Source organism: Bradyrhizobium retamae (genome assembly GCF_001440415.1).
In the GTDB taxonomy this organism is placed as follows: Bacteria; Pseudomonadota; Alphaproteobacteria; order Rhizobiales; family Xanthobacteraceae; genus Bradyrhizobium; species Bradyrhizobium retamae.
Window position 1 is genome coordinate 36,280 of sequence record NZ_LLYA01000160.1, and the last position, 14,756, is coordinate 51,035.

12 protein-coding genes are annotated in these 14,756 nt (G+C 62.0%); 5 read left to right on the forward strand and 7 right to left on the reverse strand.

Translation table 11 applies throughout. The features are described 5' to 3' along the window. Positions 1-26 precede the first annotated feature (26 nt). The 3 genes from leuS (at position 27) to holA (ending at position 4,337) form a co-directional block, all read left to right on the forward strand. A complete protein-coding gene (gene leuS, locus CQ13_RS21900) occupies positions 27-2,651 on the forward strand; it encodes a leucine--tRNA ligase (RefSeq protein WP_057844917.1) in 2,625 nt (874 codons plus the stop codon). After that, positions 2,638-3,189 (forward strand): LPS assembly lipoprotein LptE, encoded by a 552-nt coding sequence (lptE, locus tag CQ13_RS21905; protein WP_057844918.1) that lies wholly within the window; start codon positions 2,638-2,640, stop codon positions 3,187-3,189. The genes leuS and lptE overlap by 14 nt, the downstream gene beginning before the upstream one ends. Before the next feature lie 119 nt (positions 3,190-3,308). Then, positions 3,309-4,337, forward strand: a complete 1,029-nt coding sequence (gene holA, locus CQ13_RS21910; RefSeq protein ID WP_057844962.1) for a DNA polymerase III subunit delta — start codon at positions 3,309-3,311, stop codon at positions 4,335-4,337. A gap of 150 nt (positions 4,338-4,487) precedes the next feature. On the opposite strand, the gene CQ13_RS21915 is transcribed toward holA, so the two are convergent. From CQ13_RS21915 to hemJ, 7 genes are all read right to left on the reverse strand, one after another. After that, positions 4,488-5,372 carry a ParB/RepB/Spo0J family partition protein gene (locus CQ13_RS21915; RefSeq protein ID WP_057844963.1) on the reverse strand — a complete coding sequence of 295 codons (885 nt, stop codon included), beginning with the start codon at positions 5,370-5,372 and terminating at the stop codon, positions 4,488-4,490. Positions 5,373-5,561: 189 nt separating this feature from the next. Continuing rightward, positions 5,562-6,413 carry a ParA family protein gene (locus tag CQ13_RS21920; RefSeq protein WP_057844919.1) on the reverse strand — a complete coding sequence of 284 codons (852 nt, stop codon included), beginning with the start codon at positions 6,411-6,413 and terminating at the stop codon, positions 5,562-5,564. Continuing rightward, entirely contained in the window at positions 6,410-7,108 is a 699-nt protein-coding gene (gene rsmG / locus CQ13_RS21925) for a 16S rRNA (guanine(527)-N(7))-methyltransferase RsmG (RefSeq protein ID WP_057844920.1), read from the reverse strand. The genes CQ13_RS21920 and rsmG overlap by 4 nt, the downstream gene beginning before the upstream one ends. Positions 7,109-7,238: 130 nt before the next feature. Further along, on the reverse strand, positions 7,239-9,122 hold the full coding sequence (gene mnmG / locus CQ13_RS21930) for a tRNA uridine-5-carboxymethylaminomethyl(34) synthesis enzyme MnmG (protein ID WP_057844921.1): 1,884 nt from the start codon (positions 9,120-9,122) through the stop codon (positions 7,239-7,241). 132 nt (positions 9,123-9,254) lie between these two features. Next, on the reverse strand, positions 9,255-10,586 hold the full coding sequence (gene mnmE / locus CQ13_RS21935) for a tRNA uridine-5-carboxymethylaminomethyl(34) synthesis GTPase MnmE (RefSeq protein ID WP_057844922.1): 1,332 nt from the start codon (positions 10,584-10,586) through the stop codon (positions 9,255-9,257). 292 nt (positions 10,587-10,878) lie between these two features. Next, positions 10,879-12,144 carry a transcription termination factor Rho gene (gene rho, locus CQ13_RS21940; RefSeq protein ID WP_057834504.1) on the reverse strand — a complete coding sequence of 422 codons (1,266 nt, stop codon included), beginning with the start codon at positions 12,142-12,144 and terminating at the stop codon, positions 10,879-10,881. Between the two features lie 259 nt (positions 12,145-12,403). Beyond that, positions 12,404-12,850, reverse strand: a complete 447-nt coding sequence (hemJ, locus tag CQ13_RS21945; RefSeq protein WP_057844923.1) for a protoporphyrinogen oxidase HemJ — start codon at positions 12,848-12,850, stop codon at positions 12,404-12,406. Between the two features lie 445 nt (positions 12,851-13,295). Between hemJ and CQ13_RS21950 the strand changes: the two genes are divergently transcribed. Together CQ13_RS21950 and CQ13_RS21955 are read left to right on the forward strand one after the other, a co-directional pair. After that, positions 13,296-14,135 carry a pyruvate, water dikinase regulatory protein gene (locus CQ13_RS21950; protein ID WP_057844924.1) on the forward strand — a complete coding sequence of 280 codons (840 nt, stop codon included), beginning with the start codon at positions 13,296-13,298 and terminating at the stop codon, positions 14,133-14,135. Between the two features lie 10 nt (positions 14,136-14,145). Further along, positions 14,146-14,754, forward strand: coding sequence for a Maf family protein (locus tag CQ13_RS21955; protein ID WP_057844925.1), 609 nt, complete (start codon positions 14,146-14,148; stop codon positions 14,752-14,754). Positions 14,755-14,756: the final 2 nt, after the last annotated feature.

The following is a 14,756-nucleotide window of genomic DNA, read 5'->3' on the forward strand; positions in this document are numbered from 1 at the left end:
GAATTCACAAAAAGCCCTGCGATTCCATGACCTCCGAACGTTACAACGCCCGTGATTCCGAGCCGCGCTGGCAACGCCAGTGGGACGAAAAATCGATCTTCGCCTCGAAAAACGACGATCCGCGGCCGAAATACTACGTGCTCGAGATGTTCCCCTACCCGTCCGGGCGCATCCATATCGGGCATGTCCGGAACTACACGCTGGGCGACGTGCTGGCCCGCTTCATGCGCGCCAAGGGTTTCAATGTACTGCACCCGATGGGCTGGGACGCCTTCGGGCTGCCGGCCGAGAATGCTGCGATCGAGCGCAAGGTCGCGCCCAAGGCCTGGACCTACGACAATATCGCCGCGATGAAGAAGCAGTTGCGGTCGATTGGGCTGTCGCTCGACTGGTCGCGCGAGTTCGCGACCTGCGATCCCGCCTATTACAAGCATCAGCAGAAGATGTTCTTGGACTTTCTGCGCGCGGGACTGGCCGAGCGCGAGAAGCGCAAGATCAACTGGGATCCGGTCGACATGACCGTGCTCGCCAACGAGCAGGTGATCGACGGCCGCGGCTGGCGCTCCGGCGCCGTCGTCGAGCAGCGCGAGATGAACCAGTGGGTCTTCAAGATCACGAAGTACTCGCAGGAACTGCTGGACGCGCTGGATGGACTGGACCGCTGGCCGGACAAGGTCCGGCTGATGCAGCGCAACTGGATCGGTCGCTCTGAGGGCTTGCTGATCCGCTTCGCGCTCGATTCCGCAACGACACCTGCGGGGGAATCTGAACTAAAGATCTTCACGACGCGGCCCGACACGCTGTTCGGCGCAAAATTCATGGCGATCTCGGCTGATCATCCGCTGGCCCAGGCGGCGGCAGCGAAGAATCCAAAGCTCGCCGAGTTCATTGCGGACGTGAAGCGAATCGGCACTGCGCAAGAGATCATCGACACCGCCGAGAAGCAGGGCTTTGATACCGGCATCAAGGCCGTCCACCCGTTCGATCCGAATTGGAAGCTGCCGGTCTATGTCGCGAACTTCGTGCTGATGGAATACGGCACCGGCGCCATCTTCGGCTGCCCCGCGCACGACCAGCGCGACCTCGATTTCGTCAACAAGTACAATCTCGGCAATACGCCGGTCGTCTGCCCGGAAGGCCAGGACCCGAAACGTTTCGTCATCACCGACACCGCCTATGACGGCGACGGCCGCATGATCAATTCCCGCTTTCTCGATGGCATGACCATTGAGCAGGCCAAGGAAGAGATTGCGAAGCGGCTGGAGACTGAACTACGCGGCAACGCGGCAGTCGGCGAGCGGCAAGTGAACTTCCGCCTGCGTGACTGGGGCATTTCACGCCAGCGCTATTGGGGCTGCCCGATCCCGGTGATCCATTGCCCGAAATGCGACGTGGTGCCGGTGCCGGACGCCGATCTGCCGGTGACGCTGCCGGAGGACGCAACCTTTGACAAACCCGGCAATGCGCTCGACCATCATCCGACCTGGAAGCACGTCACCTGCCCCAAATGCGGCGGCAAGGCGCAGCGTGAAACCGACACCATGGACACCTTCGTGGATTCGTCCTGGTATTTTGCGCGCTTCACCGATCCCTGGAACGAGAGGGCGCCGACCACGCCCGATGTCGCCAACCGGATGATGCCGGTCGACCAGTATATCGGCGGCGTCGAGCACGCGATCCTGCATCTGCTCTATAGCCGCTTCTTCACCCGCGCGATGAAAGCGACCGGCCACATCGGCATGGACGAGCCGTTCGCCGGCATGTTCACGCAAGGCATGGTGGTGCACGAGACCTACCACAAGTCCGATGGCACCTACGTGACGCCGGCCGAGGTGAAGGTCGAAACCGGCGGCAATGGCCGCCGGGCCACGCTGCTCGACAGCGCCGAGGAGGTCACGATCGGCGCGATCGAAAAGATGTCAAAGTCGAAAAAGAACACCGTCGATCCCGACGATATCATCGCGACCTATGGCGCCGACGTGGCGCGCTGGTTCATGCTGTCGGACTCGCCCCCGGATCGCGACGTGATTTGGAGCGACGAGCGCGTGCAGGGCGCCTCACGCTTCGTGCAGCGGCTGTGGCGACTGATCAACGAATCCGCCGAAATCGCCAAGGTGGCCCCGGCCGCGCGGCCGGCTTCGTTCGGGGCGGATGCGCTTGGCTTACGCAAGGCAGCCCATGGCGCGCTGGACAAGGTATCGTCCGGTATCGAGCGGCTGCATTTCAATGTCTGCCTTGCGCATATCCGTGAATTCACCAATGCGCTGGCCGAGGTGCTCGGCCGTGAGGGCAAGCCGGCGCCGGATCTGGCCTGGTCCGTCCGGGAGGCCGCAATCATCCTGGCTCAATTGTTCGCGCCGATGATGCCGCATCTGGCCGAGGAGTGCTGGCAAGTTCTGGGGCAGTCCGGGCTGATTTCGGAGGCCAACTGGCCCCAAATCGAACGCGATCTGCTGGTTGAAGACACTGTGACGCTGGTGGTCCAGGTCAACGGCAAGAAGCGGGGTGATGTCACCGTGCCACGGGTCGCCCAAAATCCGGAAATTGAGGCTGCCGTTTTGGCGCTCGATGCGGTAAAACTCGCCCTCGGCGGCAAGACCGTCCGCAAGGTAATCGTAGTTCCCATGAGGATCGTGAATGTCGTTGGCTAGGACCCGGATCGCCGTTCGGCTCATCGCCGTCGCCGCTCTGGCGGCGCTCACAGCGGGCTGTTTCCAGCCGATGTATGCCGAACGCACGGACGGCAAGCCCGGCTTGCGCGAAAAGCTGATGGGCGTGGAGATTCCGCCGGTCGACAAGAACAACGCCTCGCGGGAAGCCCGAATTCAGGTCGAGATCCGCAACGCGCTGGCGTTCAAGCTCTACGGCAACGCCACCGGCATGCCGCCGACCCATCGGCTGGTGCTGCGATTTAACACCAGCCGCTCTTCGCTGATTCTCGATCCGGCCACCGCCCTGCCGTCGAGCGAAAACTACGGCATCGACGCACAGTACAATCTCATCGACCTCGCCACCAACAAGTCGGTCATGACGGGCACCACGTTCTCCCGCGTGTCCTACGACGTCCCTGGCCAGTTGCAGCGCTTCGCCCGCGCCCGCGCCTTCCGCGACGCCGAGGACCGCGCCGCCAACGAGATCGCGGAAAACATCCAGACTCGGCTCGCGTCCTACTTCTACGCCGGCACCTGACAACGATCGTCATTCCGGGACGCGCGAAGCGCGGACCCGGAATCTCGTTCCGACAATCTCCAGATTCCGGGTCTTATGCCTTCGTCCGCATCCCGGAATGACGAATGAAGGTCTCCGTCGTGGTCGCGCTCCGCGGAAAAGACATCGACGCTTTTCTCGCCCGGCCTGATGCCGGCCGCCCCATCATCCTGCTGTACGGTCCCGACGCCGGTCTCGTGCGCGAGCGCGCCGACGCGCTGGTTGCATCGGCAGTCGACGATCCCAATGATCCCTTTTCGCTGGTGCGGCTCGACGGCGACGAACTGGCCGCCGAGCCATCGCGACTGGTCGACGAGGCGATGACGATCCCGATGTTCGGCGGCCGGCGTGCCATTCGTGTGCGCGCCGGCTCCCGCAGTTTTGCCAGCGGCGTCGATACGCTGGCCGATTCGCCGATCAAAGATTGCCGCATCGTGATCGAGGCCGGCGAGTTGCGGCCGGAATCGCCGCTGCGCAAGGCCTGCGAGCGCGCCAAGAGCGCAGTCGCCATCGCCTGCTATCCCGACACCGAGCGCGACCTCGCCAGGCTGATCGACGAGGAACTACGGACTTCCAATTTGCGCATCGCCGCGGATGCCCGCGCCGTGCTGATGTCGCTGCTTGGCGGCGACCGCCAGGCCTCGCGCAACGAGCTCCGCAAGCTCGCGCTCTATGCCCATGGCAGGGGCGAGATTGCGCTCGACGACGTCATGACCGTCGTCTCCGATGCGTCCGAGCTGAAGCTCGACCCGATCGTCGATGGCGCGTTTGCCGGCAAGCCGGATTTGGTCGAAAGCGAATTCGCCAAGGCGATGGTCGCCGGCACCTATCCCGGCGTGATCATCTCGGCCGCGCAGCGTCAAGCCGCGTGGCTGCACAAATCGGCGCTTGCGGTTGCTGACGGTACGCCCGTCTCGACTTTGCTCGAGGGCGGCTATCCGCGCCTGCACTTCTCGCGAAAGGGCGCCGTCGAAATCGCGCTGCGCAATTTCAGCGCGGCGCGGCTGGCGGGGATCATCGATCAGCTCGGAACCGCCGCCCTCGACATGCGCAAGCAGGCCTCGCTGGCGTCAGCCATCGCGCTGCGGACGCTGCTGTCGATCGCGGTGAATGCCAAGCGGCGGGGGTGAGGAAAGGTGCTTCAGATCGTCATTGCGAGCCAACGGGTCGCGCGAATGCGCGCCCGATGACAGGCTCCGCGAAGCAATCCATAGCGCCGCAAGTGGAGGAATGGATTGCTTCGTCGCTGTCGCTCCTCGCAATGACGCAGAGGGACCCTATCAGCCGCCCCGCTCCAGCCGCCGCATCACCTCGTCGAGTTGTTCGAGGTTACGATAGCTGATCTGGACGGATCCGCCGGGATCGCGGTGGTTGACGGTCACGGTGAGGCCGAGCGCGTCGCTGACGCGTTTCTCCAGCGCGATGGTGTCGGGATCCTTTGTCTTGCCACCACCGCTGCGCGCCTTCTGCGGCTTGCGCTCTGGCACGCCCTCTTCGTGGGCAAGCGCCTCGGTCTGACGCACGTTGAGGCCTTCGGCGACAATGCGCTTGGCGGCCGCCAGCGGATCGGGCACGCCGATCAGCGCGCGGGCGTGTCCCGCCGACAATTCACCGCTCGCGATAAGGGCCTGTACCTCCGCCGGCAGCTTTGTCAGCCGCATCATGTTGGCAACGTGGCTGCGGCTCTTGCCGACTTCCCTGGCGATGTCTTCCTGGCTCCGTTTGAATTCGTCGGCCAGCGCGTGATAACCTTGCGCCTCTTCCATCGCGTTGAGGTCTTCGCGCTGCACGTTCTCGATGATCATGATCTCGAGTGCGTCGCTGTCGCTGACATCGATGGGAACTATCGGCACCTCGTGCAAGCTGGCGAGCTGCGCCGCCCGCCAGCGCCGTTCGCCAGCGATGATCTCATAGCGGTCCTGCGCGCCTTTCACCGGCCGCACCACGATCGGCTGGATCACGCCGTGCTGCTTGACGGAGGAGGCGAGCTCGCCGAGCTCGGCATCGGAAAATGTCCGGCGCGGGTTGCGCGGATTTGGTTTCAAAAATTCGATCGGCACCTTGCGCGGGTTGCGCGGCCGTTCGACATGCGCGGCCTCGCCGCCGACATCCCCGATCAGACTTGCAAGACCACGACCCAATCGCGAACGCGCTTCGTCGGCCATCGTCGCCAACTCCCTAGGATTCACTTGGCTACTCCACTACAGAATTCGTTGCTCGTAGGGTGGGCAAAGCGAAGCGTGCCCACCAGCTTTCGCGACGGCGCGCATAGGATGGGTAGCGCGAAGCAAACCCATCACCTTCATCGCGCGCTTTGATGGGTATCGCTGCGCTCAACCCATCCTGCATTCCCTCTAATGCGTCCGCAGCTCGCGCTCGCGCTGGATCACTTCCGTCGCAAGCTTGAGATAGGCTTCGCTGCCGACGCATTTGAGATCGTAGACCAGCACCGGCTTGCCGTAGGACGGCGCCTCGGAGATGCGGACGTTGCGCGGGATCATGGTGTCGTAGACCTTGGAGCCCATGAATTGCCTGACGTCGGCGACCACCTGGTTCGACAAATTGTTGCGCGAGTCGAACATCGTCAGCACGATGCCGTGGATCGACAGATTCGGATTGAGGGTCGAGCGCACCTGCTCCACCGTCTGCAGCAATTGCGACAGACCTTCGAGCGCGAAGAACTCGCACTGCAGCGGCACCAGGATAGCGTCCGACGCCGCCATCGCGTTGACGGTGAGAAGATTGAGCGATGGCGGACAATCGATCAACACATAGGTGTAGTCGGTGTCCGGCGCCGCGTTCTTGTTCAGGGCCGCGATCGCATCGCGCAGGCGGAACGCACGGCCAGGCGTCGTGCCGAGTTCGAGTTCGAGGCCCGATAGATCCATCGTCGAGGAGGCGATGTGCAGCCGCGGCACTGCGGTGGCAACCACGGCGCCGCGCAACGGCGCTTCACCGATCAGCACGTCGTAGGTCGAGCAGTTGCGGTTGCGGCGATCTATGCCCAGGCCTGTCGAAGCGTTGCCCTGCGGATCGAGATCGACGATCAGCACGCGCTCGCCAATCGCCGCGAGCGCGGTGCCAAGGTTGATAGCGGTGGTGGTCTTCCCGACGCCACCCTTCTGGTTGGCGAGCGACAGGATGCGTGGATGAGGTGGTGGGGTTGGCTCCCTATCCTCTTGATATAACTCATCTAATTCGGTCATGCCCGATCGCCATGTGTGATCGCGGTGGGGTTGCGCCGCTCGATCCGATCGAGTTCGACGATCCAGCCGTGCCCGCCCGTTCGGCTGGAATGGAGTCGCGGTTCAATATTCCAATATTTGGTGGCTTCGGTCAATTCAGCCTCTATATCTTGACCCTTGAGGAACAGCGCTTTCGCGCCACTGCTCACAAACGGTTCCGCGAAACCGACAAGCTGATGTAACGGAGCCAACGCCCGCGCAGTGACGCAATCGATGCGGCTACCGATTCTATCCACAGTATCCCCGATTCCCGCCAAATGCACGGTCGCAGCCGCAGATGTCACGCGGACCGCCTCGCGCAGAAAGGCCGCCTTTTTGCCGTTCCGCTCGACCAAATGGACATTGGCGCCCGGGGTCTCGGCCAATACGCAGGCGAGCACCACGCCGGGAAAGCCTCCACCGCTGCCCAGATCGACCCACGTCTTTGCGGACGGCGCGAAGTCGAGGAGTTGTAGCGAATCGGAGATGTGGCGAGTCCACAGAGTCGGAAGCGTCGACGGCGCCACGAGATTCGTTTTGGTCTGCCACTCGATGAGGAGATCGACGTAGTGATTCAGCCGCGCCTCCGTTTCACGTGAAACGGGGGTGAGGGCCAGAGCGGCAGCCTTGTCCGAGGGCAGAACTGGGGATGGGCTGGGAGCGGCGGCCTTCGCCATATTGGTCTCGCTGAGCGCAGCAGTTGTAGGGCGGGTGAAGCGAAGCGATAACCATCAATCGCCGGAGCATCTGGCGATGGGTCGCTACATTCCACCCATTCTACATGCTCGTTTCACGTGAAACAGATTTTTACGCGCTCGCCTTCGCGTCCTTCCGCCGCGCCTCGCGACGCAGATACGCCGCCAATATACCCAGCGCCGCGGGCGTCAAACCGTCCAACCGGCCCGCCTGCCCCACCGTCCGCGGCCGCGCCGCTTCGAGCTTGGCGCGCGCTTCGTTGGAAAGTCCGGGCACATCTGCATAATCGATATCGGTCAGGACCAAACCCTCGTCGCGCCGAAAGGCATCGACGTCGGCGGTCTGGCGCTTGAGATAGACATCATATTTGGCGTCGATCTCGAGATGCACAGCGATCGAGGGATCAATGGCCGAGAGCTCCGGCCATATGCTGCGCAGGGCAGTCCACTCAATCTCCGGGTAAGCAAGCAACTCAAACGCCGACCGCCGATGGCCGTCCCGGTTCAATGCCAGGCCATACTTTGCGGCTTCGTTGGGGGTGATCGCCAGCGATTTGGCGAGCGACTTCCCGGACTCCAACGCGGCCATCTTGCCGCGATGCCGGCGCGCGCGCGCCTGTCCGACGCAGCCCAAGGCAATGCCCTTGTCGGTCAGGCGCTGGTCGGCGTTGTCGGCTCGGAGTGTCAGGCGGTACTCGGCCCGCGAGGTGAACATCCGATATGGCTCGGTGATCCCGCGGGTCACGAGGTCGTCGATCATCACCCCGAGATAACCGTCAGCGCGATCGAACACAATCGGATCGGCCCCACCCGCCATCAACGCAGCGTTCAGACCGGCAACGATTCCCTGGGCCGCCGCCTCTTCATATCCCGTCGTCCCGTTGATTTGTCCGGCCAGGAAAAGACTCGGCAGCCGCTTGGTCTGCAGGGTCGGCTCCAGCTCACGCGGATCGACATGGTCATATTCGATCGCATAGCCCGGTCGAACCATCTTCACCCGTTCGAGCCCGGGAATGGTCGCGAGGATCGCGAGCTGGACTTCCTCCGGTAGCGAGGTCGAGATGCCATTGGGGTAGACGGTGGCGTCGTCGAGGCCCTCCGGCTCCAGGAAGATCTGGTGGCCATCACGATCGCCGAACCGGACAATCTTGTCCTCGATCGAGGGGCAATAGCGTGGGCCGCTGCTCTTGATCTGTCCGGAGTACATCGGCGAGCGATGCACATTGGTCCTGATCACCTCGTGGGTGGCCGGGGTCGTCCGAGTGATCCCGCATTGGATCTGCGGCGTCGTGATCCGATCGGTCATGGCCGAGAACGGCTCAGGTGGATCGTCGCCGGGCTGCATCTCAACGGCGGCCCAGTCGATGGTCGTGCCATCGAGCCGCGGCGGCGTGCCGGTCTTCAGCCGTCCAAGCGTAAAGCCGGCGCGCTCGAATGAAGCCGATAGTCCGATCGCAGGCGCCTCCCCGACCCTGCCCGCCGGCCAGTTCTTCTCGCCGAGATGGATGAGCCCGCGCAAAAAGGTCCCCGTCGTGATGACCACCGCGCCCGCCGAAAGCTGCCTTCCCTCGACCAAGCGAATTCCAGCCACCCGGCCGTTCGAGACGATCAACTCGTCCGCCTCACCCTCGATCACGCTGAGATTGGCGGTCTCCCGGATCGCCGTCTGCATGGCCGCAGCATACAGCTTGCGATCTGCCTGGGCGCGCGGTCCGCGGACGGCCGGACCCTTGCGGCGGTTCAACATCCGAAACTGGATACCGCCGGCGTCGGCCACCCGGCCCATCAGGCCATCGAGAGCATCGACTTCGCGGACCAGATGACCCTTGCCGAGACCGCCGATAGCGGGATTGCAGGACATTGCCCCGATGGTCGCAAACCGATGGGTCACCAAGGCCGCCTTCGCACCCATCCGCGCAGCCGCGCTCGCGGCCTCACAACCGGCGTGGCCGCCGCCGATAACAATGACGTCGAAGGAGTCTGCCTGGAAAATCATGTCGCGACTTCTATCGCGGAGTTGGAAAACGCGGAAGAAAGAATTGCTCGATGGGGGATTTGAGGGCCTGGCGTTTCACGTGAAACGTTCAAACGGACGGAACTGTTTCACGTGAAACAGGGTAGGGAAGGCTCACTTACCTACACAGAATTCCCGGAAGATAACGTCCAGAATGTCCTCGACATCCACCCGTCCCAAGAGCCGCCCCAGCGAATGGGCTGCCATGCGCAATTCCTCCGCCGCCAGTTCCTCGCCCCGCCCGACTACCTGAACGCAGCGCCGTAGCGAGACCGCGGTCTCCTGCAAGAGTAGGCGCTGCCGGGTTCTGCTGATCAGACCACCCTCGCCGCCACCAAAGTAATTTTGCGCGAAACCAACCAGCGCCGCGATCAGCTCAGGCAAGCCATCGCCTCGGCTCGCAGAGATCTGAAAAACGCCCTGCCCTGACGCATCGGCCAATGGCCGACCTATCTGTTCAAGATCGATCTTGTTTCGCACGCTCCAAACCGGTGCATCCCCATCGTGGTCGATCGCTACCCCCGGCGAGTCAGAGAGCCACAGCACGAGATCCGCATCCGTTGCCCGAGCCCTGGCGCGACGAACGCCCTCCTGCTCGACCGGATCGTCCGTCTTACGAATCCCGGCGGTATCGATCACGGTCACCGGATAGCCGTCGAGATCGAGCTGCACCTCGATGACGTCTCGCGTGGTGCCGGCGTGCGGCGAGACGATCGCGACCTCCCGGCGCGCGAGCTGATTCATCAGCGTCGACTTGCCGACATTCGGCGGCCCGGCGATCGCGACGACGAGGCCATCGCGAAGCCGCTCACTCCGTCCCTGCTCCGCCAGGACTTCCTCGATCTCAGCCGACAGCACTTCGACTTTCGCCAACGCCGGCGCGATCAATTCTGCCGGCACGTCGCCCTCGTCCGAGAAATCGATCCCAGCTTCGATCAGGGCGGACGCTTCGATGATCCGCGCACGCCAGTCGCGAGCTCGGTCGCCAAGCAGCCCCTTCAATTGGCGAAGCGCCTGGCGCCGCTGCCGATCGGTATCGGCATGGATGAGATCGTCGAGTCCTTCGGCCTCGGTGAGGTCGAGCTTGCCGTTCTCGAAGCCGCGCCGGGTAAATTCGCCGGGCTCGGCCGGACGCACATTTTCGAACGCAGAAAGCGTCGTGAACAACGCGTCCAGCACCGCGCGTCCGCCATGCACGTGAAATTCCGCGACGTCTTCCCCGGTCGCGCTGGCCGGACCCGGAAACCACAACACCACGGCATCATCGATCGGCCGCTGGCCGACATCATGGAGGAGCGCCCGCGTGGCCATTCGCGGCGACGGCAATTTGCCAGCCAGCGCCGTCACGAGCTTCCCGGCCTGCGGACCCGAGACGCGCACCAAGGCAATCGCGCTCGGTGGCCGGCCCGACGATAGTGCAAAAATGGTCTGGTCCCGCGGATGCATAGCCTATTTGTGCGGGAGGTCCTGAAAAGGCAACGTAGTTTCGATTCGGGGTCTGAGAACGCAGGCCAATATCCGCTGACCTTATTGGTGCAGCAGCGATGCTGCAAAATCGGGAGCGGCGCCCTGCCCTGGTCTCCAGACCGAATAAACAATATAAAATTCAATAACTTATTTGGTTAACCAATCAATAACGCGAATTTTCCGTCGCTGCATCGTCGCCGCAGCGACGACCACAGCATGAAAAAGGCGCCCCGCAGTGCGAGGCGCCCTCCCCTAAGCTTGGCTTGGCGGCTCAGGTATTCATGGAGTCGAAGAACTCGGAGTTGTTCTTGGTGTTACGGAGCTTGTCGAGCAAGAAGTCGATCGCGTCCATGGTACCCATCGGATTGAGGATCCGGCGCAGCACATACATCTTCTTCAGAAGCTGCGGATCAGTGATCAGCTCTTCCTTGCGCGTACCGGATCGCGAGATGTCGATCGCCGGGAAGGTTCGCTTGTCCGAGACCTTGCGGTCGAGGATCAGCTCGGAGTTACCGGTGCCCTTGAATTCTTCGAAGATGACTTCGTCCATGCGGCTGCCGGTATCGACCAGCGCGGTGGCGATGATCGTGAGCGAACCGCCCTCCTCGATGTTGCGCGCGGCGCCGAAGAATCGCTTCGGCCGTTGCAGCGCGTTGGCGTCGACACCGCCGGTCAGCACCTTGCCCGATGACGGCACCACGGTGTTGTAGGCGCGGCCGAGACGCGTGATCGAGTCGAGCAGGATCACGACGTCGCGGCCGTGCTCGACCAGGCGCTTGGCTTTCTCGATCACCATTTCGGCGACCTGAACGTGGCGCACCGCCGGTTCGTCGAACGTCGACGACACCACCTCGCCCTTCACCGAGCGCTGCATGTCCGTGACTTCTTCCGGACGCTCGTCGATCAGAAGCACGATCAGGTAGCACTCCGGATGATTGGCCGTGATCGAGTGCGCGATGTTTTGCATCAGCACGGTTTTGCCGGTGCGCGGCGGCGCCACGATCAGCGCGCGCTGGCCCTTGCCGATCGGGGCGACGATATCGATCACCCGTGCAGAAAGGTCTTTTCGCGTCGGGTCTTCGAGCTCGAGACGGAAGCGCTGATCCGGAAACAGCGGCGTCAAATTATCGAAATTGACCTTGTGCTTGGACTTTTCCGGATCTTCGAAATTGAGCGTGTTGACTTTCAGCAGCGCGAAATAGCGTTCGCCTTCTTTCGGGCTGCGGATGTGGCCTTCGATGGTGTCGCCGGTGCGGAGTCCGAAGCGGCGGATCTGCGAGGGCGAGACGTAGATATCGTCGGGGCCGGGCAGGTAGTTGGCGTCGGGCGAGCGCAGGAAGCCGAAGCCGTCGGAGAGAACCTCGACGACGCCTTCGCCGATAATGTCGATTTCCTGGATCGCGAGCTGCTTGAGAATGGCGAACATCAGCTCCTGCTTGCGCATGGTGCTGGCGTTCTCGACCCCGCTCTCTTCGGCGAACGTGACGAGCTCGGCCGGCGTTTTCGATTTGAGGTCTTGGAGTTTCATTTCCCGCATTGGGGTGGTCCTGTGGAGTGTCTTTTAAGAGGGGTGCGAAGCTGGCTTTGGGGAAAGCCGGACACGAAAAATGGAAGGTCCGCAGGTCTAAGCAAGGAAAGCGCCGGTGAGGCTTCAAACCTGATGCGGCGGCCGGTCCAATGAAGGAGCCGGAACGCAGCCACATCCGCCTGCGTGGGGTGGGATTTCGATAATATAGAAAATCGGCCGCTGCTTCGCAAGCAGGTGGGAAACCGACCGACCCACGAAAAGGGGCGCCCTAGAACGGCTTCACGATCACCAGGATGACGATAAAGATCATCAGGACAGTTGGTACCTCGTTGATAATACGATAGAATTTATGGCTTCTGGTATTCCGGTCGACGGCGAAATCCTTAACCCAGCGCGAAAAAAAGCCGTGGACACCCGACAGGATCAGCACCAGCGTCAGTTTGGCGTGAAACCAGCCGGACGTGTACCAATGTCCGCTCCAGGCCATATAGATGCCGGCCAGCCACGTGATGGTCATCGCGGGGTTGATGATCACCTTCAGCAGGCGCCACTCCATCACTTTGAAGGTTTCGGACTGCTTCGATCCGACCTCGGCTTCGCAATGGTAGACGAACAGCCGCGGCAGATAGAGCATGCCGGCCATCCACGAGATGACGGCAATCACATGCAGCGCCTTGATCCACGGGTAGGCCGTGATCGTGATCCACTCGTACATTGCAGCCGCCCTGATTTCCGGAACGTTCCGATCTTCTCAAGCGTTGCGAAGAAGCTCCGCCAGCTTGGGACGCAAGACATATCCGCAAAGCACCGCTTCTCTAAACTAATAATTTTAGAATCTTAGGTTTGAGTCTTAGTGGCGGTGATTTGGACTCATACAAAACCGTCCAGTCTCTTTGCGAGGCTTGTTCACATCCTTCACCAATTGGGACCAAACACCGGATCGTCCTGATAACACCACGAGCATCAATCGCTTGCGATGTTTTGTGGTCAGCTTATGAAGAGACAAATCCACAGCTTCTCACTATCATTGCCGCGAGGCGTTGGACTTGTCCTCGCGTGAGGCCCTGTGAAGAAAACAAGGGTTTTCCCGAAGGCGACGATCCAGGGCCGGATATCTCGGTTATGCTCCACAGGATTCACAGGAATACACAGGGGTTCTGGTGCCCACGACCGGCAACTATTTTCATCTTCATCTGGTCTCGGACTCGACCGGCGAGACGCTGATCACGGTGGCGCGCGCGGTCGCCGCGCAATACGCCAACGTGACGGCGGTCGAACATGTCTATCCGCTGGTGCGCAGCCAGAAGCAGCTCGACCGCGTGCTTGACGAAATCGAGGAAGCACCGGGCATCGTGCTCTTCACATTGCTGGAAAAGGATCTGGTCGCCCGGCTGGAAGCCAAGTGCAGGGACATCAACATACCGAGCCTCTCCATCATTGGTCCGGTGATGCAGTTGTTCGAGGCCTATCTGGGCGCGGCGACGACGGGCAGGGTAGGTGCCCAGCACGTTCTGAACGCGGAATATTTCAAGCGCATCGACGCCCTGAACTACACCATGATGCATGATGACGGGCAGCACGTCGAAGGCCTGGAAGAGGCGGATGTCGTTCTCGTCGGCGTATCCCGCACCTCGAAGACGCCGACTTCGATCTACCTCGCCAACCGCGGCGTCCGTACCGCGAACGTGCCGCTGGTCCCGGGCATTCCGCTGCCGCACCAACTGGAGACGCTGAAAAAACCTTTGGTCGTCAGCCTTCATGCAACGCCGGAGCGGCTGATCCAGGTCCGGCAAAATCGCTTGCTGAGCATGGGCGCCGATACCCCCAATGATGATTACATTGATCGTCAGGCAGTGGCCGACGAAGTAGCCTATGCCCGAAAACTGAGCGCCAGGTTCAGTTGGGCGCAGCTCGACGTGACACGGCGTTCGATCGAGGAAACCGCGGCGGCCGTGCTAAAACTGTTCACCGATCGCCAGCGGCAGCGGCTTCCGGAATGACGCAGCCAAGATGACCATTTGGCGTGGACAACACCCGCTGATTCTCGCTTCGCAGAGCCGCGCGCGGCAAATGCTGCTTGCCAACGCCGGCATTTTCTTCGACGCCGTTCCTGCCGATATCGACGAACGATCCGTGCAGAAGAATTCAGGCCTTTCCGCGCCGGGTGAGATCGCCGGCCTCTTGGCGCGCGAGAAGGCGTGTTTCGTGTCGTCGAGAAATCCTGGTCGTTATGTCGTCGGCGCTGATCAGACGCTGGCTTTGGGAAGCCGGCTGTTCAGCAAACCGGCTGGGCGTGCGCAGGCCGCAGAGCAATTGCGGTTGCTTGCCGGCCAGACACACGAGCTGCACTCCGCCGTTGCGGTTGCCCGTGACGGCAAGCTAGTGTTTTCCGACGCCAGCACTGCCAGAATGACGATGCGGCGCTTGGGAGAGAGCGAGATCGAAGCCTATCTGGATCAGGCCGGGCAGGCGGTCACCACCAGCGTCGGTGCCTATCAGCTCGAAGGGCTGGGCGTGCATTTGTTCGAACGGATCGAGGGCGACCACTTCATAATTCTCGGCCTGCCGCTGTTGCCGTTATTGGCGTTCCTGCGCGGCGAGGGTTTGCTCAATGTTTAGGA

What these genes read in the sequence shown, in the direction of transcription:
- leuS (WP_057844917.1), top strand. Translation starts at nt 27, where the DNA reads ATGACCTCCGAACGTTACAACGCCCGTGATTCCGAGCCGCGCTGGCAA.
- lptE (WP_057844918.1), top strand. Translation starts at nt 2,638, where the DNA reads ATGTCGTTGGCTAGGACCCGGATCGCCGTTCGGCTCATCGCCGTCGCC.
- CQ13_RS21915 (WP_057844963.1), bottom strand. Translation starts at nt 5,372, where the DNA reads ATGGCCGACGAAGCGCGTTCGCGATTGGGTCGTGGTCTTGCAAGTCTG.
- CQ13_RS21920 (WP_057844919.1), bottom strand. Translation starts at nt 6,413, where the DNA reads ATGACCGAATTAGATGAGTTATATCAAGAGGATAGGGAGCCAACCCCA.
- rsmG (WP_057844920.1), bottom strand. Translation starts at nt 7,108, where the DNA reads ATGGCGAAGGCCGCCGCTCCCAGCCCATCCCCAGTTCTGCCCTCGGAC.
- mnmG (WP_057844921.1), bottom strand. Translation starts at nt 9,122, where the DNA reads ATGATTTTCCAGGCAGACTCCTTCGACGTCATTGTTATCGGCGGCGGC.
- mnmE (WP_057844922.1), bottom strand. Translation starts at nt 10,586, where the DNA reads ATGCATCCGCGGGACCAGACCATTTTTGCACTATCGTCGGGCCGGCCA.
- rho (WP_057834504.1), bottom strand. Translation starts at nt 12,144, where the DNA reads ATGCGGGAAATGAAACTCCAAGACCTCAAATCGAAAACGCCGGCCGAG.
- hemJ (WP_057844923.1), bottom strand. Translation starts at nt 12,850, where the DNA reads ATGTACGAGTGGATCACGATCACGGCCTACCCGTGGATCAAGGCGCTG.
- CQ13_RS21955 (WP_057844925.1), top strand. Translation starts at nt 14,146, where the DNA reads ATGACCATTTGGCGTGGACAACACCCGCTGATTCTCGCTTCGCAGAGC.